The 22248-nt window shown below is 63.3% G+C and carries 20 protein-coding genes and 1 pseudogene; 4 read left to right on the top strand and 17 right to left on the bottom strand.

The annotated features are described in order from the left end of the window. The first annotated feature begins 4 nt into the window (after positions 1–4). Entirely contained in the window at positions 5–1468 is a 1464-nt protein-coding gene (rpoN, locus tag G7076_RS11840; protein ID WP_166203104.1) for an RNA polymerase factor sigma-54, read from the top strand. On the opposite strand, the gene G7076_RS11835 is transcribed toward rpoN, so the two are convergent. The 11 genes and pseudogenes from G7076_RS11835 to G7076_RS11790 form a co-directional block, all read right to left on the bottom strand. Then, entirely contained in the window at positions 1465–2268 is an 804-nt protein-coding gene (locus tag G7076_RS11835; protein ID WP_166203102.1) for an endonuclease/exonuclease/phosphatase family protein, read from the bottom strand. The two genes, rpoN and G7076_RS11835, sit on opposite strands and share 4 nt — an antisense overlap. 34 nt (positions 2269–2302) lie before the next feature. Beyond that, positions 2303–4773, bottom strand: a pseudogene (gene gyrB / locus G7076_RS11830) (DNA topoisomerase (ATP-hydrolyzing) subunit B). A gap of 59 nt (positions 4774–4832) precedes the next feature. After that, positions 4833–6296 (bottom strand): DEAD/DEAH box helicase, encoded by a 1464-nt coding sequence (locus tag G7076_RS11825; protein WP_166203100.1) that lies wholly within the window; start codon positions 6294–6296, stop codon positions 4833–4835. A 201-nt stretch (positions 6297–6497) separates the two neighbouring features. Further along, positions 6498–7556, bottom strand: a complete 1059-nt coding sequence (recF, locus tag G7076_RS11820) for a DNA replication/repair protein RecF (RefSeq protein WP_166203098.1) — start codon at positions 7554–7556, stop codon at positions 6498–6500. 143 nt (positions 7557–7699) lie between these two features. After that, on the bottom strand, positions 7700–8803 hold the full coding sequence (gene dnaN, locus G7076_RS11815) for a DNA polymerase III subunit beta (protein WP_166203096.1): 1104 nt from the start codon (positions 8801–8803) through the stop codon (positions 7700–7702). 142 nt (positions 8804–8945) lie between these two features. Beyond that, complete coding sequence (locus G7076_RS11810) at positions 8946–9515, bottom strand: fasciclin domain-containing protein (protein WP_166203094.1); 570 nt, start codon at positions 9513–9515, stop codon at positions 8946–8948. Positions 9516–9549: 34 nt separating this feature from the next. Further along, positions 9550–10056, bottom strand: coding sequence for a hypothetical protein (locus G7076_RS11805; protein ID WP_166203092.1), 507 nt, complete (start codon positions 10054–10056; stop codon positions 9550–9552). A gap of 572 nt (positions 10057–10628) precedes the next feature. Further along, entirely contained in the window at positions 10629–11858 is a 1230-nt protein-coding gene (locus tag G7076_RS11800; protein ID WP_166203090.1) for an MFS transporter, read from the bottom strand. Positions 11859–11975: 117 nt separating this feature from the next. Continuing rightward, positions 11976–12596 carry an alpha/beta hydrolase gene (locus tag G7076_RS12565; RefSeq protein WP_240913927.1) on the bottom strand — a complete coding sequence of 207 codons (621 nt, stop codon included), beginning with the start codon at positions 12594–12596 and terminating at the stop codon, positions 11976–11978. Further along, positions 12566–12844: an alpha/beta hydrolase gene (locus G7076_RS12560; protein WP_240913803.1), complete on the bottom strand. Its 279-nt coding sequence runs from the start codon at positions 12842–12844 to the stop codon at positions 12566–12568. Before G7076_RS12560 ends, G7076_RS12565 begins: the two co-directional genes overlap by 31 nt. Before the next feature lie 21 nt (positions 12845–12865). After that, complete coding sequence (locus tag G7076_RS11790) at positions 12866–15196, bottom strand: TonB-dependent receptor (protein ID WP_240913802.1); 2331 nt, start codon at positions 15194–15196, stop codon at positions 12866–12868. 155 nt (positions 15197–15351) lie between these two features. On the opposite strand from G7076_RS11790, the gene G7076_RS11785 reads away from it, so the two are divergent. Further along, complete coding sequence (locus G7076_RS11785; protein ID WP_206367541.1) at positions 15352–15996, top strand: TetR/AcrR family transcriptional regulator; 645 nt, start codon at positions 15352–15354, stop codon at positions 15994–15996. Here the strand turns inward: G7076_RS11785 and G7076_RS11780 are convergent. Genes G7076_RS11780 through G7076_RS11770 form a run of 3 tightly spaced genes read right to left on the bottom strand, consistent with a single transcriptional unit; the run spans position 15993 to position 18413 of the window. Then, positions 15993–17150: an aminotransferase class V-fold PLP-dependent enzyme gene (locus tag G7076_RS11780; RefSeq protein WP_166203088.1), complete on the bottom strand. Its 1158-nt coding sequence runs from the start codon at positions 17148–17150 to the stop codon at positions 15993–15995. The two genes, G7076_RS11785 and G7076_RS11780, sit on opposite strands and share 4 nt — an antisense overlap. Beyond that, positions 17147–17908, bottom strand: a complete 762-nt coding sequence (locus tag G7076_RS11775; RefSeq protein ID WP_240913801.1) for a tryptophan 2,3-dioxygenase family protein — start codon at positions 17906–17908, stop codon at positions 17147–17149. Before G7076_RS11775 ends, G7076_RS11780 begins: the two co-directional genes overlap by 4 nt. Positions 17909–17945: 37 nt before the next feature. Next, entirely contained in the window at positions 17946–18413 is a 468-nt protein-coding gene (locus tag G7076_RS11770; protein ID WP_240913800.1) for an outer membrane protein assembly factor BamE, read from the bottom strand. Positions 18414–18529: 116 nt separating this feature from the next. Between G7076_RS11770 and G7076_RS11765 the strand changes: the two genes are divergently transcribed. Together G7076_RS11765 and G7076_RS11760 are read left to right on the top strand one after the other, a co-directional pair. Further along, on the top strand, positions 18530–19036 hold the full coding sequence (locus G7076_RS11765) for a ubiquinol-cytochrome C chaperone family protein (protein ID WP_166203084.1): 507 nt from the start codon (positions 18530–18532) through the stop codon (positions 19034–19036). Then, positions 19033–19557: a DUF177 domain-containing protein gene (locus G7076_RS11760; protein ID WP_166203082.1), complete on the top strand. Its 525-nt coding sequence runs from the start codon at positions 19033–19035 to the stop codon at positions 19555–19557. The genes G7076_RS11765 and G7076_RS11760 overlap by 4 nt, the downstream gene beginning before the upstream one ends. A 42-nt stretch (positions 19558–19599) precedes the next feature. Here the strand turns inward: G7076_RS11760 and ssb are convergent, their stop codons facing one another. From ssb to G7076_RS11745, 3 genes are read right to left on the bottom strand one after another with little or no spacing between them, the layout of a single operon-like run. Then, positions 19600–20082 carry a single-stranded DNA-binding protein gene (ssb, locus tag G7076_RS11755; protein ID WP_166203080.1) on the bottom strand — a complete coding sequence of 161 codons (483 nt, stop codon included), beginning with the start codon at positions 20080–20082 and terminating at the stop codon, positions 19600–19602. 40 nt (positions 20083–20122) lie between these two features. After that, positions 20123–21973 carry a ferrous iron transporter B gene (locus G7076_RS11750; protein WP_166203078.1) on the bottom strand — a complete coding sequence of 617 codons (1851 nt, stop codon included), beginning with the start codon at positions 21971–21973 and terminating at the stop codon, positions 20123–20125. Next, on the bottom strand, positions 21970–22221 hold the full coding sequence (locus tag G7076_RS11745; protein WP_166203077.1) for a FeoA family protein: 252 nt from the start codon (positions 22219–22221) through the stop codon (positions 21970–21972). The genes G7076_RS11750 and G7076_RS11745 overlap by 4 nt, the downstream gene beginning before the upstream one ends. Positions 22222–22248 lie beyond the last annotated feature (27 nt).

Genomic DNA, 22248 nt, shown 5'->3' with positions numbered 1-22248 from the left:
GGCGGTGGGACTCGGCCCCGGCCTCCAACTGAAAGTCAGCCAATCGCTGGTGATGAGCCAGCAGTTGCAGGCTGCGATCAAGTTGCTCGCCCTTTCGAACCTGGAACTCGACGCGGTCATTGCCGAGGAGCTCGCGAAGAATCCTCTTTTGGAAGTCCAGGGCAGCAGCGAAGGCTCGCCTGAACAAGGCGTCATCGTGCGCGAAGATCGCGAAACGGGCGATGAAGCCGCCGACCCGAAAAGTTCCGATGAACTCATTTCATCGCTTGGCGGGATCGAGGACTCACCACTCGACATGGACTGGCAGGAAGCAGCGCTCGACGTTGACAGCGCCGTTGATGTCGGCGGCGCGCCCGGAAGCGAAGCATTCGATTTTGAACGGCTGAGTGAGAGGGAGTCGGGTCTCTCTGAGCACCTTCTGGATCAGCTTCGCGGGAGCGGCGGCGCGGCGGGGCGGATCGCCGAGGCGATCGTCCATGAGCTGGAAGAGACCGGTTATCTTGAAACATCGCTCGCCACCATTGCCGAAGAGGTTGGCGTCAGTCCCGCCGAAGCTGAGCAGGGCCTTGCCCTGGTCCAGTCGCTCGACCCGCCCGGGATCGGCGCTCGAAGCCTTGAGGAATGCCTCGCACTCCAGGCGAGGGCGGCGGACCGCTATGACCCTGCAATGGCGCGCCTGATCGCCAATCTGCACTTGTTGGCGAAAGGCCGAATGTCCGACCTCAAGCGAATCTGTGAGGTCGACGACGAGGACCTGCGCGACATGGTCGCGGAGCTTCGCACTTACGATCCCAAGCCCGGGTGCCAGTTCGCAGGCGAGGAGGCGCGCGAGGTGGGCTCCCCCGATGTGCTGGTTCGAAGATCGGCCGGCGGTTGGGTAATCGAACTCAATCCGGCTACATTGCCGCGCGTTCTGGTCAACCGCCGCTATCACGCCGAGCTAAAGGCTGGCGCAGGCAGCAAGGAGTCGCGCGCATGGCTGAGCGAGCGGCTGGCGAGCGCGTCCTGGCTGGTAAAGGCTCTCGACCAGCGCGCACAGACCATCACCAGGGTGACAACCGAGATCGTCAAGCGCCAGCAGGCCTTCTTCGAAAGAGGGGTGGAGGCTTTGAAGCCGCTGACCCTGCGCGAAGTGGCCGACGCCATTGACATGCACGAGTCGACCGTCAGCCGGGTGACTCAGAACAAGAGTCTGTTGTGCGAGCGGGGGGTCTTCGATCTCAAATTCTTCTTCGGCTCAGGCGTTTCGTCCGAAAGCGGCGACGGTGCATCCGCCGAGGCCGTAAAGGCCGAAATCCGCAAACTGATCGACGCGGAAACGGACATCCTGTCCGATGACACCCTAGTCGAGCTGCTGAAAGAGAAAGGCTACGACCTCGCGCGACGAACGGTCGCCAAATATCGTGAAGCTATCGGTATCGGCTCCTCCATCCAGCGAAGGCGCCAGCGCAAGATCGCCGGTGGCTAGGCTGCCGGGATGGTGAGCCGCGCCCAGACCGGCAAGTGATCGGAGGCGATTCGCGCAGCCTCGCTCATGTGAACCCCGGCCTCGGAAATTGAAAAGCGGCGGTCGACAATGATCCGGTCAAGCGGGGCAACCGGCCTGCGGCTATGAAAGCTTGGGCCGCAGTCCGCGATCGCGAATCGTTCGTCGAAGGCGCTGAGAGTCGGGCCGTTCAAGCGCCATTCGTTGGTGTCGCCCATGATGATGGTGGGCATGGCGCGATGGCGCTGTTCGACATGCTCCAGGATTTTCAGCACCTGCTGACGGCGGCGTATGCCCGAAAGATCGAGATGCATGCCGATCACTCTGAGATCCGAGTCGCCGACCCGAAGTTCGGCCATGACCGCACCTCGCGGCTCGATGGTCGGCAGGTTGATCGCTTCGGCGTCGGTGACCTCGACCCCGCTTTTCACCAGGATCGCATTTCCATGCCAGCCGAGGTTGCGGAAATCGAGCTTGCGCAGCGGGGCCGTTAGCGGGTGATGAGGAAGACGATCCATCAGGCTGCCGTGGGCTCGGGCAAGCCGGTCGGTGTGCGTCACGTTGAAATCGCAGGCGCGATAGAGTCCATGATCGTCGAGCAGGGCGTGCGGAACGGCCGCGCCGCGGGTGCCCATACGCTTGTCCGCTTCCTGGAGCGCGACGACGTCAGCGCCGATTTCCTCAAGCACGCGCAGCACGCGGCTAGGATTGCGACGCCGATCCGTGCCGATCGCCTTGCGCATATTATAGGATGCGACAGTGATGGTCCCCGGGCCGCTCATCCCATCGCCAACCGACCGGCCGCCGCCCGGTTCCTCAAACGTCGAGGTTTGCGACCGACAGCGCATTCTCCTGGATGAACTCGCGCCTCGGCTCAACGACATCGCCCATCAGCCGAGTAAAGATTTCGTCGGCCACGTCGGCCTGGGCGACCTCGACCCGAAGTAATGAGCGGTTAGCAGGGTCGAGTGTCGTTTCCCACAGCTGCTCCGCATTCATTTCGCCAAGACCTTTGTACCGCTGGACGCTGAGCCCCTTGCGGCCAGCGGCAAGGACGGCGTCGAGCAATTCCGATGGCCGGGTGACGGGCACGCTCTTGCGGGTGTCGACGACTTCCGATTCGCCTTCTTCATTCTCGCTCTCGGTCTTGGATGCAACCTTGCCGGACTTGAGCTGTAGGGGAAGAGCATAGCTTTCGGCCTGCTCCGCAGCGAGGGCGTGGAGCTTTCTGGCTTCGGCGGAATGAAGGAAGCCGGGCTCGACGATCATTGCGTCGGTGACCCCGCGCCACTTGCGGCGAAGGATGTACCCGCCTTCCTGCGCAAGCGCGCCGGACCATTCCGCCTCAAGGTCGCCCCGACCAAGCCAGTCGGAAACGAAGCCGATCGCCTCCTCGCGCTTGCTGTCCTGAAGCTCCGGATCGAGCGCGCCGAGCAGCGCAAGCGCTTCGACCAGTGCCGGATCGTACTTCTTGGGGCATAGCGCATCAACGTGCGCATGCGCCGCGCATGATCCACCAACTGCTTCAGGTCGCGGCCGGTGCGCTGTTCGCCGCCGCCATCGAGAACCAGTCCCTCAAGGCCCGCGTCAACGAGATATTCCTCGAGTGCGCTGTCGTCCTTCAGATAGACCTCCGAGCGGCCCCGAGCGACCTTGTACAGGGGTGGCTGGGCAATGAAGAGGTGCCCGGCCTCGATCAGCTCCGGCATTTGGCGATAGAAAAAGGTCAGAAGCAGCGTCCGAATGTGCGCACCGTCGACGTCGGCGTCGGTCATCAGGACGATCTTGTGATAGCGCAGCTTCTCAAGGCTGAATTCCTCGCGGCCGATGCCGGTGCCGAGCGCCTGGATCATCGTCCCGATCTCCTTGGACGACAGCATCCGGTCGAAACGCGCGCGCTCGACATTGAGGATCTTGCCCTTGAGCGGCAGGATCGCCTGGTATTTGCTGTCGCGGCCCTGCTTTGCCGAGCCGCCGGCGCTGTCGCCCTCGACAAGGAACAGTTCGGACTTGGCCGGATCGCGCTCCGAACAATCATGAAGCTTGCCAGGTAGCGAGGCGATTCCCATCACCGACTTTCGGCTGGCCTCACGTGCTTTGCGTGCGGCCTCGCGGGCCGCAGCAGCATCGATGACCTTTTGGATGATAGAGCGGGCATCGGCGGGATGCTCCTCGAGCCACTCCGTCATCTTGTCGCTCATCAGCGATTCGAGCGGTTGGCGAACCTCGGAGCTGACCAGCTTGTCCTTGGTCTGGCTGCTGAACTTCGGGTCGGGAAGCTTCACCGAAACGATTGCGGTCAAGCCCTCGCGCATGTCGTCGCCAGTCAGGCTGACCTTCTCCTTCTTGAGGATGCCGGTCTTGTCGGCATAATTGTTGAGAGTCCGCGTCAGCGCCGCCCGGAACGCGGCCATATGCGTACCGCCATCGCGCTGGGGGATGTTGTTCGTGAACGGCAGGACGTTCTCGTAATAGCTATCATTCCACTCAAGCGCGACGTCGATGCCGATGCCGTCGCGAACCGCCGAAATGGCGATCGGCTCCGGAAACAGCGGTGTCTTGGCGCGATCGAGCCACTTCACGAAAGCGGCAATTCCACCTTCGTAATAAAGCTCAACTTCCTTGCGCTCGTCATGACGCGCGTCGGCCAGCACCAGCCGTACACCGGAATTGAGGAACGCCAGCTCGCGAAAGCGATGTTCGAGCCGGTCGAAGTCGAACTCGACGATCTTAAAGGTTTCAGGGCTTGGCAGGAACGTAACGCGGGTGCCGCGCTTGTCCGTCTTGCCGACGACCTTCAGCGGCGCTTCGGCATCGCCATGGCGGAAGCGCATGTAATGCTCTTCGCCGTCGCGCCAGACGGTGAGGTCGAGCCACTCGCTCAGCGCATTGACGACCGAAACACCGACGCCATGGAGGCCGCCGGACACCTTGTAAGCATTGTCCTCGCTGGTGTTCTCGAACTTTCCGCCGGCGTGGAGCTGGGTCATGATGACCTCGGCTGCGCTGACTCCTTCCTCGGCGTGGATGCCGGTCGGGATTCCGCGGCCGTTGTCCTCGACGCTCACCGAGCCGTCGGGGTTCAAAGTGATCAGGATCCGGTCGCAGTGGCCGGCCAGCGCTTCGTCAATCGCGTTGTCCGAGACTTCGAAAACCATGTGGTGAAGTCCCGAGCCGTCATCGGTATCACCGATGTACATGCCCGGGCGCTTGCGCACCGCGTCGAGGCCCTTGAGGACCTTGATGCTGTCGGCGCCGTAATCGCTTTTGTTCGTCTCTTCCGTCATTCCACCGATATAGGGGTTTGGGCCGGGAAGTCACGCACATGCGCGCGCACGCGCGTGAGTCAGGCCCCGGCGCGCTGGCCACCGCCGCGGTTGCCGCGAAACGGTCCGCGATTGCGATTTGCACCGTTGCGGGCACCCTCGGGACGATGGCCGGGATGGCCGTCGGCGCGGGTAGGATGACGCGTGGGATTGCGGACCGGACCGCGCACTTCGCCGGGAACCGAGCCGTCGGCACGCTTCGGCTGATACTGCGCCTTGGCGCTTCGCTCGTTGCGATGATCGCGGCGGCGCCCATCGGAGCGGCGATCGGACTTGAAGCCGTGCGAGGAGCGGCCGTCGTCGGCTTTCTTGACCGGCTTCAGGCGCTTGATCGCCGCGACCGTCTCCATGAAGCCTTCTGGAAGCCGGGCCTCCTCGATCTTAATCCGGACGAGCTTCTCGATGTCGCGCAGGTTGACGCGCTCATCGGGACTGCAGAATGCAATCGCCTGTCCTTCGGCGCCGGCGCGCGCGGTACGGCCGATGCGGTGGACATATTGCTCGGGAACGTCCGGCAAGTCGAAGTTGACGACCAGGTTGACGCCCGGGATGTCGATGCCGCGAGCGGCGATGTCGGTCGCGACCAGCACCGGCATGCTGCCGCTGCGGAATGCCCCGAGGGCCCGCTCGCGCTGCGCTTGGCTCTTGTTGCCGTGGATCGCGCCGGCAGGAATGCCGGCGGCCTCGAGGAAGCGCACGATCTTGTCGGCGCCATGCTTGGTGCGCGAAAAGACGAGCGCGCGCTCGACCGGCGTATCGCCGAGGACACGTGTGAGAAGCGCCTGCTTCTCGGCCTGGTTTACGTGCGTGACGGTCTGGCCGATCCGGTCCGCGGTCTTGGAGACCGGGGTCACCGCGACCTCGACCGGATTGCGGCAATAAGCGTCTGCAAGCTGGCGGATCGTCTTCGGCATGGTTGCAGAGAAGAACAGGGTCTGCCGCTTGTCGGGAATTAGCTTCACAATGCGCTTGAGCGCATGGATGAAGCCGAGATCGAGCATCTGATCAGCTTCATCGAGGACGAGGATCTCGAGGGCGGAGAGATCGAGACGGCGCTGGTCGACGAGGTCGAGCAGGCGGCCCGGCGTGGCGACGAGCACGTCAAGCCCGCGCGACACTTCGCGAATGGACTTGGAGACGGGAATGCCGCCGAAGATCACACCGACGCTGATGTGCTGGCCCTTGGCGTAGTTGCGCGCGCTCTCGGCAATCTGCGCAGCGAGCTCACGGGTCGGGGCAAGAACCAGCATCCGTGCCCGTTCGGGAACGGGGCGGCCGTTCGATGCATTCACCAGCCGGTCGAGCGAGGGCAGCATGAATGCCGCCGTCTTGCCGGTGCCCGTCTGGGCGATTCCAAGCAGGTCGCGGCCTTCGAGGACCGGCGGAATGGCCTGCGCCTGGATGGGCGTCGGCACGGTATAATTCTTGGATTCGAGCGCGGCGATAAGCGGCCGCGACAGGCCAAGATCAGTGAATTTGGTCACAAAATTTCCAATATGAATAGCGACAAGGCCGCGCTGCAAATGGCACGGTCCGATCGGGGTTGGGTTGAGCACCCCGCGTGAATTGGAGAGCCGGTTCGTTCCGGATCGAGGCGCGGGCCGATCGTCATCGCGATCGTTCACGCCGCTGTAAAAGCGCCTCGTGTTGCGGTGCAATATAGAGGGAAGTTCTAAAAAGTCCAGTCAGGCGGCGTGAACGCCGCGTTCGACGCGGAAACGGGTGGCGTCACCGATGCCTACGAACAGACCTGATTCGGTCGCCGTCATCCACACCTGACCCCGCCCAGCCAAACGTTCGAACAAGGCCGTGCGCCGGTCCGGGTCGAGATGGGCGGCGACCTCGTCGAGCAACAGGATCGGCGGCTGGCCGCGCCGCTCGGTGACAAGATCGGCATGGGCGAGGATGGTACCGATGAGGAGCGCCTTCTGCTCGCCGGTCGATCCCAGCGCGGCTGCCTGCGACTTTTCCAGGTGCGTGACGACGAGATCCTGGCGGTGCGGACCGGCGGTGGCGCGGCCGGCGGCAGCGTCGCGGCCACGATTGGCCTTCAGCGCGGCGGCGAGATCGCCTTCGTCGCCACCTTCGAGCGAGAGGCCGGCGCGTGGGAACTCGCCGTCAGGACTAGCGGCGATCGCTGCGGCCAACGCATCGACCGTGCGGCGGCGGGCGGCGGCAAGTGGCTCGCCATGCTCGGCCATTCCGGCCTCGAGCGCCTGCAGCCACGCCGGGTCGGCGCCATCCGGTTCGGCAATCAGCTTGTTGCGCGCCCGCATCGCCGCTTCGTAGCGCGCACTGTGGCGCGCGTGACCTGGCTCCAAAGCCAGCACCAGTCGGTCAAGGAACCGCCGCCGTGCCCCGGCGCTATCGGTGAACAGCCTGTCCATCGCCGGAGTCAGCCACAGCACAGACAGGCGCTCAGAGAGCGCGTTGACCGAGGCAGGCGCGCCGTTGATCCGTACCCGCCGCCGCTCCGGCGCCGTTGAGAGCGTCCCGGTGCCGATGTCCGTGCCGTCGTCCAGCCGTGCCGCGACGGCGAAACCGCCCTCGCCATCCTGACGCGCCATTTCCGACAGCGGCGCGCGGCGCAGCCCGCGCCCGGGAGTCAGCAGCGAGACGGCTTCGAGGATGTTGGTTTTGCCCGCGCCGTTGGGGCCACTGAGCAGGACGAAGCCGGGGGCGACATCGAGCGAGGCGTCGGCATGATTGCGGAAGTCAGTCAGGAAAAGGCGGGAAAGGGACACGATTTTCTAGTGAGGGCTATTCGGCGCGGAGTAAATCCGCGCTGTCGGACCTGTCGCCTTCGGCGCAGCCGTCCGCATCTCGCCATCTTTTCGCGCTAGCTTCCGATTGCTGCGCAACCGGTCGCCTGCGCTCCGTGGCTCGACTATACCCGCATCGGCATCAGCACATAGAGTGCTGCGCTGTCGTCTTTTTCGCGAAGCAGCGTCGGAGCGGCGGCGTCGGCGAGGTGAACCTCGACCGTGTCGCCTTCAATCTCGTGCAGGATGTCGAGCAAGTAACGGGCGTTGAAGCCGATCTCGAGGCTGTCATTGCCGTAGTCAGCGGCGAGCTCCTCCGTCGCGGTTCCACTTTCCGGGCTGGTAACGCTCAAGGTTACTTTGTCGCGGTCGACGCTCATCTTGACGGCGCGGGTCTTTTCCGAGGCGATAGTGGCAACACGGTCTACGCCGGCTGCGAAGCTTTTCGGGTCGAGCTTCAGAAGTTTGTCGTTGGCGGTCGGAATGACCCGATTGTAGTCCGGGAAGGTTCCGTCGATCAGCTTGCTGGTGAGCACGGCATTGCCGAGGCCGAAACGGACCTTGGTCGGCGACAGCGAGACTTCGACTGTGCCCTCGACCTCGTCGAGCAACTTGCGAAGCTCGGCGACGCATTTGCGCGGAATGATGATGTCCGGCATCCCTTCCGCGCCTTCCGGCCTGTCGAGCGTGATCCGTGCAAGCCGATGGCCGTCGGTCGCCGCCGCCTTCAGCCTGTCGTCGGCGACATGGAGGAAAATGCCCATCAGGTAATAGCGGGTTTCCTCGCTGCTGATCGCAAAGCGGGTCTTGTCGATGATCTGGCGAAGGGTCGCGGCCGGAAGCTCGAACCGGGTCGGCAATTCGCCCTCGGCAATCACCGGGAAATCGTCGCGTGGAAGGGTCGAAAGATTGAAGCGCGAGCGGCCGGCGACGACCTTCATCTTGCCGTCGGCGGCGGTCAGTTCGACTTGGCTGCCTTCCGGAAGCTTGCGGACGATGTCGAAGAAAGTGTGAGCGGGGACGGTCGTGGCGCCGGCCTGCTCGACCTGCGCGGCGACGCTTTCGTCCACCTGCAAATCGAGATCGGTCGCCATGAGCCGAAGCGAGCCGTCGTCCTTAGCCTCGATCAGCACATTGGAAAGGATCGGGATGGTGTTTCGCCGCTCCACAACCGACTGGACGTGGCCCAGGCTTTTCAGGAGAGTTGCCCGTTCGATCGTCGCCTTCATTTGCCGCTTTCCGTTCGCTGCCCTGGATAGCCCGGTCGGAAGCCGGGCCCGATTGGCTTCGGTTATAGCGAGCGTCACGCGCGCCGCTAGTGGCAAAGAGCGAGTGATGGACGAAGCGGGCGGACGCTGAGCGCCCGCCCGGTCATGAGGATGAATCGGCGCCCTTATGCGGGCGTAAGAACCGCATCGATTTTGTGGATGACACCGTTCGAGTGCTTGCCGTCAGCCGAAGTGACCACGGCCTTGCCGCCGGCACCGTCGGAAATGACGATCTTGTCGCCCTCCCTGGAAGCGGTGAGCGTGCCGCCCCCAACCGACATAAGCTGGGTCTTGCCGCCCCGTTCTCGATCGCCTTTGCGATGTCTTCAGCGAGGATGGCGCCCGACAGAATGTGATAGGTCAGCACCTTGGTAAGCTGTGGCCGGGATTCCGGCTTCATCATGTTGTCGAGCGCGCCGGCAGGAAGCTTTCCGAACGCCTCGTCCGTGGGCACGAGGACGGTATACGGTCCCGGTCCGGCCAAGGTCGTGTCGAGACCAGCAGCCTTGGTGGCCGCAGCGAAGCGGCTGGCGTCATCGCCAAGGCCCTGGGCGATGGTGCTTTCCCCAGCCGCTTCCTTCGCCGCTTCGGAATTGGGCGCGTCTTCCACCGCCTTGTCGCAGGCCGCAAGGGGCAATGCGAGAGCGGCAAGGTAAGCGATCCAGTGTCGCATGAGATGGCTCCTCGAGCTGTTGATGGATGAAACTCTAGACGATGGCGTCGATGACGGCCGTGATCAGCCGCGTCGTCGGGTCGACGCGATAAATGTAACCGTCGTTGTAGCGGTACCAGGCGTCCGGCGTGTCCGCATATTGCGTTCGATAGGATATCGGCACGTTGTAAACGTCGTATCCGTCGGGGAGCCTGCTGCCTACGCCTAGGTCCCCGGCGAGCAGCGCAACGATGGCGTTCACCGCGTTGGTCGACGGATCGAGCCGATAGATCGCTCCATCGCTGTAGCGGTATCCATAATCGCCGCCATCAGGCCAGTAAGACTGGTACTGCGTCGGTACGTTGTAGAAATTGTAGGTCTGCGGCCAGGGATCGCCGACGGCGTAATAGCCGCCGCCGAACAGTGGGATGAGGCCGTCTACGAGGTTGTTGGAGCGGTTCACGCGGTAGATGAAACCGTCGCCGCTGCGGTAATAGAAATTGTCGTTGTCCGGATACCAATTGCGATACTGAACCGGAATTCGGTCGTCGGCGAAGGCCATGGCCAGAGGCGCGCCAAGCAGCTTTCTCGCCTGCCCCGGGGCAAGCAGCCATTGTCCTTTCGGTCGAGGCCCGGCGGGCAATCGAAGGGTACTCGGCCATTTCGGAAGAAAGCACCCCCATCGAAATTTCGGCGGACTACCCGCACTTCGCCGTCGTCGCCGACGATCACGGCCTTGCTGCCATGGACCAAGCGGGCATTGGCGCTCCGAGCTTTTTCGGTTCCGCGACTTTCGATCCCAGCATGATGCGGTTTGCCATCGCGGCCGCCATCGGATCGGGCCGCCGCCTGACGCTCCATGCGGTCGGGCTTGCCCTGGCGGATAGCGTGATCGCCGCCATGACCCGGCTTGCCGCCACCGCGTTCTGCCTTCGGGCCCGGATTGTGACCTTGATGACCGCTGCCCTGTCCTTTTCCGCCCTTGTTGGGGTCAGCCAAGGCAGGTGCCGTCAACGCAAGCGCCGCGGCGCCTGCCGCGAGAATCCAGTTACGCATCGAAAATTCCTTTCGCGTCCCTAACGGTCGGTGGAACACAGCGTTCCAGCGCCGTTCACAGGGACGAAAGGCAAAGGTTCAAGCGGGCGCGGCTTCGTCCTCAACCCATGTCTGGGTAATTCGGCGCGAAGCCAGAAACATCAGCAAGGCGGCCAGGACATAGAAACCAATCACGCTTACCGAGGCATAGCGCAGCGCCTCGTCGCCGAAGCGAACCTTATAGTTGTCCGAAAGCCAGCCGATCAGCGTCGGGCCGACGCCAAGACCGATAAAGTTGTTGATCAGCAGGAAGCTGGCGGAAGCCGTGGATCGCAGCTGCTGCGGGACGAGGTGCTGGACTGCGGTGGTGACGGGCCCAAGCCACAGGATGTTGAGCGCATTGGGAATAAGCAGCAGCAGCCAGGCCGCCGTGGCGTTCTCGGATAGTAGGCCCAAGGCGAAGAGCGGTGCGGTTACCAGCCAGGCGACGGCCGGTAGCCAAGCGTACCAGCGCTTGTCTCCTGCCCCGAGCTTGTCCGCTAGGACGCCGCCGAGAAAAACGCCGGCAGTGCCGCCGATCAGGAAGATCGAAGCGAGAAACTGGCCGCGCTCGATCAGCGAGAACCCGAAGCTCCGCTCAAGCACTGAGGGCGTCCAAAGGGCCAGCCCGTAACCGGCAAGCGAACTGCATGATGCGGCGGCCGCCATCAGCCAGAAGGCCGGCTTCCTGGCGATTAGCGGGAAGGTTTCCGAAAGGCGCGGAGCGGCTGCGCTCGGCGTCTTCGGACGCGGAACATCGCGTACGACCCAGAGCATTATTGGAGCAAGCAGGACGCCTGCTGCACCCATGACGATGAACGCCGCGCGCCAGTTAACCCATGCGGCGAGATAGGCACCGATCAGGGTTCCCAACGCCAGACCGAGCGGAATTCCAAGCGAGAAGATGGCAAGCGCCCGGGCCCGCCGCTGCGGCGGGAAATAATCGGCGATGAGCGCATAGGCCGGTGCCACGCCGCCCGCCTCGCCTACGCCGACGCCGAGTCGGAAGATGAACAGCTGGATGAAGCTCGTGGCGGATCCGCACAGGGCCGTGAAGGCGCTCCACACGGCCAGCGAACCGGCGATGACTCGGCTCCTGCTAGTCCGGTCAGCGAGCATCGCCAGCGGGATTCCAAGGAAGGAATAGAGGATCGCGAAGGCGATTCCGCCGATCGCTCCGAACTGCGCATCCGTGAGCTTGAGATCGGCGATGATCGGCCCGGCGAGAATTCCAAGAATCTGCCGGTCGAGGAAATTGAAGATGTAGGCGATGAGCAGGAAGCCGAGCACGAGGTTCGGGTTGCGCCCGCGACGAGACGTTGTGCGTTCACTGGCGGGGGCCCTTTCCTGATGACGGCCGGCCCCTTGTCATGACGGCTGACAAAACGCTCCGCAACCCTGCGCGAATCACGGGAAGCGAGCGAGGAAGTCGCGAATAGCGGCCAGTGCCTCCGGCTCGGAAAGCGTGGGAGCATGCCCGACCCCTGGAACGACCGCCTCTTCCAGGTGCGGAGCAGCCTTCTTCATTCGCTCCGCAATCGGGGCGGTGACGACATCTGAGATCGCACCGCGGATCAGCAGCGTCGGCAGCCTGCGCGCGAGGCGACGAAACAGCCAGTGCGCGATAGGCTTGGCGAGCCGAGGCGGCGGTTTGCTCAGCGGGGCGGCAATAGCCGGGTCGCAATAAGCGACAATCTTCCCGCCCTCCTCGTGAAAAAGGCGATCGGCGAGTTCGCTCCAGTCCCTCTCGTCAAACGCAGGGAAGGCCACGGAATTGATCTCGCGGAGATAATCCGCTGCTTCCCCCCAGGTTGAGAACGGACCGGCATCGCCGACATATGAGAGAATTCGCGCGATCCCCCGCGGGTCTACCTCCGGACCGGCCTCGTTGAGGATTGCCCCGGCAATGCTGCGCAGGCGGCGGCCGGCAAGCGCCATGGTTATGAGGCCGCCCATCGACGTGCCGAGAAAAATGGCGCGGTCTATCTTCACTTGGTCTAAAAGCGCGGCGATATCCCTGGCGTAAATGCCCGGGTGATAACGGCGCGGATCCGCGCTTCTGTCGGAAAGGCCGCGGCCCGAATGTCCGGAGCGATGACTCGCCGTCCTTCCGCCGCCAGTATCGGCGCCAGGTTCTCGAAGTCGCGGCTGTTGCGGGTCAGCCCGTGAAGGCAGATGACCGGCAGCCGCTGGTCGTCGTCCGTCCCACGATAATCGCGGGCGAACAGCCGTAAGCCGTCGAACGACGTCCAGCGAAGGCCGGTAGACTCGGACATGGGAGTTTCCCTGCCCTGGCCTTAGTATCGCGCAGTCAGCTTGAGCGAGATCGTCCGCGGCGCGCCGTAATAAACGGTGCGGACACCACCGACCGACGAAAATTCCTGAGCGTCGGTTTTGTAGGCCCGGTCCGACAGGTTGTTGCCGTAAAGCCCAAGCTCCCAGTGCTTGTTCGCCGTTTCGTAGACGATCCGGGCATCGTGCACCCAGTAGCCCTTCTGAAACAGTCCGTCGATTTCCGACCGCGTGCCGGCGCCAGGCCCGGTGCCGATGACGAGCGTATTATCGACAGCAAGCGCAGTCCGCGACTTGTGCCGGGTTTGGGCGCCGATCGTGATCGTGCCCGCAGAGCCGAGATCGAAGCCGTACTGAGCGCCCACGCGCACGGTCCACTTCGGTGCGAAGGCGGGAGTCTGGAAGGCGCGGCTGCCATCGCAGCAATTGGTGAAGCGGACGTCATCGAAGTCCTTATACTCGGCATCGAGATAACCGATCTGCGTATCCAGCAGGAGATTGTCGATTGGAGTCCAGGCGGCTTCCAGCTCTGCACCGTTGATCTTGAGCTTGCCCGCATTGAGCACCGATAGCGTCGGGGTCGGGATACCGAGGACATCCTCCGTGCCCGACACGCGCGCCTGGAAATCCTTGTAGGTTGAGGTGAAGGCAGCGCCATTGAGCGTCAACTGGCCGAACAGTCGGCTCTTGAATCCGGCTTCCCATGATAGCGCGGTTTCCGGATCATAGGCCGTGCGCTCCGTCGCACTGTTGGCGCGGCCGTTGAAGCCTCCCGATTTGAAGCCCTTTGCCACCCGTCCGTACAGCATCAGGTTCGGGGTCGCCTGCCAGTCGATGCTGGCCATCGGCGAGGTGTCGGTCCACGTTTTGTCCGGAGCGAATTCGAGCGGGACGAGCGACGTGAAAATCGGGTTCGACGAGAAGGTCGAAGTCGTCCGGAAATAGTCCTTGTGCTCGCGCGTGAAGCGGATGCCGGCCGACAGGCGGAGGTTCGGGACGATCTCGTAGCTGCCGTTGGCGAAGGCGGCTAGGCTTCGCGTATCCAGCTCGTCGTCGACCGTCCGAAGGAAAGTGCCGCCGCCAAAGAAGGTGCCGAGCAGGTCGTCGGCGTAGGCCTCCTGGTGCGACTCGATGCGCTCCTGGAGATAATAGAAGCCTGCCACGGCGTTCAGCCGTTCACCGCTGTAGAGCAGCTGGAATTCCTGGCTGGTCTGGTTCTGGTCGACCCCGACGAAGACGTCGCCAACCTCATATTGGGTGGCGTCGATATCGATATAATCGTCGGTCTTGAGATTGCGGTAAGCGGTGATCGACTTGACGGTAAGCTCGTCCGTCAACTCGAAGGCCGCGGTACCCGAGAAACCATAGTGGGTAAGCTTGGTCGAGTTGGGGAAACCGGGCGTCGTCCGCACTTCCCAATCGTAGCTGCCCGATCCGACCGGTTCGTCGACGACGAGCACGTTGCCCGAGAACTGGACGAGGTTGTTGAGCGGGCGGCCGACGTTGAGCTTGGCGTCGTCCTTGCTGACGTCTGCGGTCAGGTCGAAGCGAAGTCGATCAGTCGGAGTGATCGCGACCACTGCGCGGCCGGCGAAGGTGTCGCGGTTGTTGTATTCGCGGCCATCGCCCTCGTCCTCCACGAAGCCGTCGCGCTTGGCGCGCATGAAGGACACCCCGGCACCGATGTAATCGCTGAGCGGGCCCGAGACTGCGCCCTTCAAGTCGAACTGGTTGTAGCTTCCGAGGGTGATGCTGCCGTTGGCGCGGAGCGAATCGCCGGGCTTGCGAGTGACGAACTTGATCGCCCCGCCAATGGTGTTCTTGCCGTAGAGCGTACCCTGCGGACCGCGAAGAACCTCCAATCGCTCGAGATCGAGAAGGTCGAGCTGGTTGCCGCGAATACGCGACAGGTAAACGTCGTCGACATAGACACCGACTGCAGGATCGAAGGTCTGCAGGGCGTCCGGCTGACCGATGCCCCGGATAAAAATGTTCGTCGCATTCGAGGAACCGCGGCCCTGGACGATATTGAGGTTGGGGACGGCGCCCTGGAGACCGGTCGTGTCCGTCGCCTGGATGCGGTCAAGCGAGCGCTCCGTGAAAGCGCTGATCGACGACGGCACGCGTTGAATCGATTCTTCGACCCGGCGGGCGGTGACCACGATCTCCTCACCGTTCGAAGTGGCATCCGCGGCGGCCTGCGCCTCTTCCGCTGCCGGCGCCGGGTTCTCAGCGGGCGGGCTCGGTTCTTCGGTAGCCTGCGACCAGGCCGGACCGGCCATCGTCGCTGCCGAAGCCAAAAGGAAAGCACGCGCAAAAGCGGTCATCGTCATCATTCGGTCCCCTCTCTCAAGCGCCCAGCCCGAAGAGCGGGTCGCCTACCGTCATCGGAACGTAATGAAAGTTGAACCAAGTTTCAACTTGTGAAATCTAGGGGCTCGGGTTTAGGAATTTGCCGGGGCGCCGAGGCAACGCTTGAGGGGGGAGTGCGATGGCCGAGGGGACGGCGAAAAGACCGACCGACAGCGCGGCCGGGATGGCTGGTGAGGGCAAGGCCCCGCGGACCGCGCGTGGCGAACGGACGTTGCGCAAGATCCTCGATGCGGCCATCGCCGAATTCGGCGAGCGCGGATTCGCGGAAACGTCGATTGTTGGCATCACCAGCAGGGCCAAGGTCGCTCTGGGCACCTTCTACACATACTTCGATAGCAAGGAGGCGCTGTTCGCAGCGCTCGTTCAGGACATGTCTGGCAAGGTTCGCGATCTGGTCGCCCCGGCCTTCGCGGAAGCGAGGGATGCGCTGGACGGAGAACGCCGTGCGCTAGCCGCCTATCTCCGCTTCGTTGCCGATCACAAGGAAGTCTACCGGATCGTCGACGAAGCGGAGTTCGTCGACCCCGAAGGCTTTCGCCGCCACTATGAGACGACCGCCGATCGTATTGCGGCACGCCTGAAAGCCGGTGTCGACGCCGGCGATCTTCGAGACGCCGATTCCGGGACGCTGGAAACCTGGGCCTGGGCGCTGATGGGTATGAACGTCTTCCTGGGACTTCGCTTCGGCGTGTGGTCGAGCGAGCAGCCGGAGCGGATCGCAGACGAAGTCAATCGCCTGCTGGCCGAAGGACTGAAGCGCTAATCGAGATCGGCAGCGATTTTCGCCAATGCCGAGACGTCGCCGGAATCCTGATAAAGTCCGAACCCGATCCGTAGGACGTCGCCACGAACGTCGGTGATGCATTGCCTTTCGCGAAGCTGCTTCTGCCACGAGGCGGCCCTGGCAGATCGAAACGCCAGGAACCGCGCGTGCGGTCCGCCATCCAGCGGGTTCAGCAAATCGGCTCCGCCGAGAGGGGTGGCTGATAGCGCTTCGAGTGCTTGCTGCTGAAGCTCCTCTGCGTGGGCGGAGATCCGAGCGGTCGTGAGCTCTTCCCGGGACAGCATCCGCCGAATCGCATTGAAGCGGTAAAGTGCCGATGGATCGAACGTCGCGCCCATGAAGCGCATCGCGTCCTGCCGGTAGCCGACTCCACCGGGCGGCGCGGTGAGTTCGCCGAACTCGGCATACCATCCGGTGATCGGCGGCCGCGGCCCAAAATCAGGTGGGCAATGCATGAAGCCGATGCCTTCGCCAGCCATCGCATATTTGTAGCCGCCGCCGACATAGAAGGCGCCGCCGCCGTGGGGATAGGGACAGTGGATGGCCATGAACGCATGGTAGCCGTCAATCACGGTCCATGGTCCTTGGGGAGATGCAAGGGTGGCCAGCTGCGCGACTCCGTCGAACAGCCGGCCACTTCCGAACAGTACATGGCTGACGAGGATGAGGTCGTGGTTTCCCGCGCCCGCTGCCGCGAGAAAGCGCTCGGTAAAATCCTCGAACGGCTCGGAGGCAATGGTTTCGACTTCAAGCCAGCCGTCCTCCTGCCAGCGCGCGAACTGGCGGCGTGCCGAATGAAACTCGCCGTCGCTGGTCAGGACGCGCAGGCGCGACGGATTGCTGCGCGGGCAAGCCGCGACCAGCCGGACAAGCAACTCATGCGTGTTTGCCGCGAAAACGACGGTTGACGCATCGCCCGTACCAAGCTCGTCGGAGACATAGGTCTGGGCTTCGGGCCAGACCGAGTCCATCACCTTGTCCCACTTTACGTCGGCAAGGCGGGCGGCATCCTGCCAGCATTCGACCTGCCCGTCGAAGCTGGCGTCGGGCCACAGATGATGACTGTGCGCTGCGAAATGCAGGCGTCCCGGCGCGGCTTCCAGGGTGCGGGAAAAGAGGTGCTTGAAGCTCATATGTCAGTGCGCAGGTCCCACAATGCCGGGAAGGCACGTTTCTCAAGCGTCGCGCGCAAGTAAGCAGCGCCGGCCGATCCGCCGGTCCCGCGCTTCATGCCGATTATCCGTTCGACCGTCAGCAAGTGCTTATGCCGCCACGCAGCGAGCGAATCGTCGAGATCGACTAGCTTTTCGGCCAAGCCATAGAGATCGAAATGCGCTTCGGCGTCGCGATAGACGGCTAGCCAGCCGGCGCGGATCGAATCCTCGGTCGAAATGTCGAAGCCGGCGCGGCCGAGCGCGTCATTGGCCTCGTCCCAAAGGCTTGGCTCCGCTAGTGCCGCCTCAAGCCGCCTGCGGCCGGCGCTGCCGCCTTCGAGGAGGTCGAGGTATTTCGGGTCCTTGATTCCCAGGCGGAATTCCAGCTCCCGGAACTGGGCCGACTGGAAGCCCGACGATGTGCCAAGGACATGGCGGAACTTCATGTAGTCGAATGGAGTCAGCGTCGACAGCACGTCCCAAGACATCGTCATCACGGTCTGTATCCGGCTGACCCGCGACAGGGCCTTGTGCGCACCTGCGAAATGATCGTCGCGTATCAGGCGGCAGGCGAGGGCGACCTCGTGAAGCATTTGCTTCAGCCACAATTCCTTTGTCTGGTGGATGATGATGAACAGCATCTCATCATGCAGGTCCGACAGTGGAGCCTGGGCGCCGAGAACGTCATCAAGCTTCAGATAATCGGCATAGGTCATGCCTTGCGGGGTCGCGGTCATGCGCCCCGTCTAGGACAATCGGTGACCTTGAAAAAGCTTAGTTCTCTGGATTGGTCTGGCCCAGCGCGCCGCTGTTGAACACGCCGATGTTGCCGAACAGTTCGTCGAAGAATCCGCGCTTGCGGCCCAAAGTCGGGGTCTTGTCCTTGACCGGGTCGATCGACGCGATCTGCGTCTCGTCGGTGCGGTTGATCGCGGCGACATTGCCAGCGGCGTCGAATGTGATGTGGAGGATGTCCTGGTCGAGCACGCGCTGCGACTTGAACGCGACCGTTCGCGTGTCCTGAGACACATAATACCAGTCATTCGGGTTGAACTGGCCCGTAAATGTCGGACGGCCGAGCGTTTTGGTAACCGAGTCCTTGTTGTCGACACCGACCTGGATGCCCTGGGCCAGTTCCTTGTCGATGACGAAACCGCGGTGATCCTGGACGCCCATCGCGCACCCGGACGCGAGGCCAAGAGCCGTGACGGCCGCAGCCAGCTTGATCCAGGTAGACGCCATTCCCATTCACTCCTCATTCTCGCGCCGGAACGCTTGCCTAGCGGCGGCCGCGGATCGATATGCGATAGCGAAGCGGCTGGCGGAGGAAAAGCCCGGTCGCGCTTAAAGGAAGCTGAATGGTCCTGTCCCTGTTTCGCAAACAAGAGGTCAATCCGGCCACGGCACTGTACGAGTCCGTCGTCCGAGCGGCGCGCCAGCCTGGCTGGTACCGCGACGCCGGCGTGCCCGATACTCTCGACGGCCGCTATTGCGTGCTTGCGACCTTGCTGGCGATCGCGGACATCCGCCTAGGCGCGGGTGGCGAATCTGCAGCCGCTTTGTCGCCCCGCCTGACGGAGTTGCTAGTGAGCGATCTCGACGTCCAGCTGCGCGAAAGCGGGCTCGGCGACCCGACGCTCGGCAAGACTGTGCGCAATCTTATCACGGGGCTGTCTGGTCGGATCGCCAAGTGGCGCTCGGCACTGGACGGCGGCGATTGGAATTCGGCGATCCGCTCCAGCCTCTATCGGGGTGAGGACCCTGAAATTTCACACCAGGGAGCGGCGAAGATCCTCCTCGCAGAATGGAAGGAACAGCTCTTCCGCATGTCCGATGAAGAGCTGGCGGAAGGGTTGGCAGCGTGAGCGAGCGGTTCTCGCTGGCGCTTCCGATCGCCGCAATCCGGGGCGGTGACCGGATAGACCTTGTCGCCGAGCCTGAGGAATGCGCCTCGATCGCCAATCGCCTGAATCTTCCCGTGATCGGCGCGCTGCAGGCCCATGCAATGCTCGAGCGCGACGGCGACCGGGTGAAAGCGATAGGCCGGCTCAAGGCTAGCTTGGAGCAATCCTGCGTCGCGACCGGCGAGCCGCTCCGAACACGGGTCGACGAGCCGTTCGAGCTCCATTTCATGCCGGAGCCGAAAGTCCGCCCGGACGAGGAGCTTGAGCTTCGTGCCAACGACCTCGACACTGTTTTCCACGACGGTGCGGTCATTCCGCTCGGCGAGGCTTTGGTCGATACTCTGGCGTTGGCGCTGGATCCCTTTCCGCGCGGCCCTAACGCTGCCGTTGCGCTCCACGAGGCGGGTGTGATCAGCGAAGAGGAGGCGGGGCCGTTCGCGGCCTTGGCCGCGCTCAAGCGCGATAAGGGCGATGGCGCCTAGTTTTTAAGAGGGTGCGCCCCGCTCAGCGCTGCCGCGCAGTCCTCAGAACGGCACATCATCGTCGAGGTCGGTGTCGAACGCGGCTGGCTGAGGACGCTGCTGGGGACGCGAGCCTCCGCCGAAGCCCTCGTCCTGATTGAAGCCTCCGCCGCCGTAGCCACCTCCCGAACCGCCCTCGCCCCGGCTGTCGAGCAGGACGAGTTCGCCGCGGAAGCGCTGGAGAACGATTTCGGTGGTGTAGCGATCATTGCCCGACTGATCGGTCCACTTGCGGGTCTGGATTTGGCCTTCGACATAGACCTTGGAGCCCTTGCGAAGGTAATTCTTGGCGACCCGGCCGAGGTTTTCGTTAAAGATAACGACGTTGTGCCACTCGGTCCGCTCCTGGCGGTTGCCGTCCTTGTCCTTCCAGTTCTCCGACGTGGCGATGCGCATGTTGACGACCTCGCCGCCGTTGTTGAGCGTGCGGGCCTCGGGATCGGCGCCCAGATTGCCAACCAGGATCACCTTGTTCACGCCCGCCATTTCACTCTCCTATATTCGTGTCTGGAGCCTGCGTTAGACCCTAGCCGAGGCCGAACGCAACCGCCGTCCAATAGGTCATTCCGGCGGCGAGATAGGCGAGCGCGAACAGGTAAGCGACCATGAAGCCGGGCCAACGCCAGCTATTGGTTTCGCGACGTGTGATGGCAATGGTCGAAATGCATTGCGGAGCGAAGACGAACCAGGCGAGAAAGGCGAGAGCGGTTGCCAGGCTCCATTGCCCGGCGAGGCGCTGCTCGAGAGTCTGGAGTTGGTCCTGCTCATCCGCATCGAGGGCGTAAACGGTGCCGATGGCGCTGACCGCAACTTCGCGCGCGGCCATCGTCGGCAAAAGCGCCAGGGCGATGTCGTGATTGAAGCCGATCGGCCTTACGACGACTTCGATGGCCGTTCCGATCTTTCCGGCAATGGACACTTCGGACTGTTTCTCGCCCGGCCCCGCGTGAGGATAGCTGGCCAAGGCCCAAAGCACGATCGTCGTGCCGAGGATGATGGTTCCGGCGCGCTTCAGGAAGATCAGGGCGCGCTGCCACAAGCCGATCGCGACGTCCTTGACGCGCGGCATTTGGTATTTCGGTAATTCCATCATGAACAGGCCGCCGCTGCCGCGAACCTTGGTTCGGCGGATGACAAGGGCCGCGATCAGTGCCGAGACGATCCCCGAGACGTAGAGGATGAACAGGACAAGCCCTTGAAGACCGATCCCGGGCACCGCGTCACGATCCGGAATGAAAGCGGCGATGATAAGCGCGTAAACCGGAAGGCGCGCCGAGCAGGTCATCAGCGGTGCGACGAGTATGGTCGTCAGCCGGTCCTTTTCATTGTCGATGGTCCGTGTCGCCATGATGCCGGGAACGGCACAGGCGAAGCTCGACAGAAGGGGGATGAACGAACGGCCGGAAAGTCCGGCGCTGCTCATCAACCGATCCATGATGAAGGCTGCGCGGACCATGTATCCGCTGCTTTCGAGCACTAGGATGAACAGGAACAGGATGACGATCTGCGGCAGGAAGACAATTACGGCGCCGACCCCGCCGAAGATTCCGTCGACGACGAGCGAACGCAGGGCACCGTCCGGAAGCGCATTGCCAATCCAGCCGGCCGCACCGACCACTGCCGCTTCGAGTGCATCGGCGGGAACGGCGCTCCAGGCGAACACCGCCTGGAACATGACGAACATGATCGCCGCAAGGAGAAGCGGGCCGGCCACCGGGTGGAGCAGCACCGAATCCAGTTGGTGTGTGATCCTTCGAACCGGCGTTTCGCTGAGGATCGCTGCCGAGGCGACTTGACGCGCGCGCTTGTGAAGTTCGATCGAACTGCCGGGTGGAAGAGCGTCGCCGGCAACAGCCCGCTGCGAATCGAGCTGAGATTCCAGCTCTTTGAGCAAGACGCCGAGCCCGCGTTTCCTGACGGCAACGGTTTCGACTACCGGCACCCCGAGTTCCTTCGAGAGCCTTGAGGCATCGAGTTCCAGCCCGTCACGCTTGGCGAGGTCGATCATGTTCAGAGCGACGACCGTGGGCCTCCCCAGCGCGATCAGTTGCAGAGCGAATCGTAAGTGATTGTCGAGGTTCGAAGCGTCGACGACGATGATGATCGCTTCGGGCAGGCGCTCGCCGGTCTGCCGGCCAAGCAGTACGTCGCGCGTCACCGCTTCGTCCGGGCTCATCGGATCGAGGCCGTAGGCCCCCGGAAGGTCGATCAGCTCGACCGGGCGACCCGAGGGAAGGGTAAGCCGGCCGACGTGGCGCTCGACCGTTACGCCGGGATAGTTGCCTACCTTCTGGCGGGCACCGGTGAGCGCATTGAACAGGGCGCTCTTGCCGGCATTGGGATTGCCGACGACCGCCACCGATGTGGTTTGGATCATGCCGCTGGGATCACCCGGATTGCGCGGGCGTGGCTGCGCCGAATGGCGACGATCATCCGGCCGACTCGAACCGCCATCGGGTCGCGCCCGAACGGCCCCTGATGAAGCGATTCGACGGTTACGCCCTCATCGAAGCCGAAATCGCGAAGACGGCCCGCACAGGCTGGGTCGAGCGCATTCCAGTCGATTTGACCAATTCGCGCCGGTATTCCGACGCGAAGGGATTCAAGGGACGTCGCCTCCGTCATATTGCGACTGATTATCAATAACGGAGG

Source organism: Sphingomonas sp. HDW15A (genome assembly GCF_011301715.1).
Classification (GTDB): domain Bacteria; phylum Pseudomonadota; class Alphaproteobacteria; order Sphingomonadales; family Sphingomonadaceae; genus Sphingomicrobium.
This window is presented reverse-complemented; position numbering and strand designations above follow the sequence as displayed.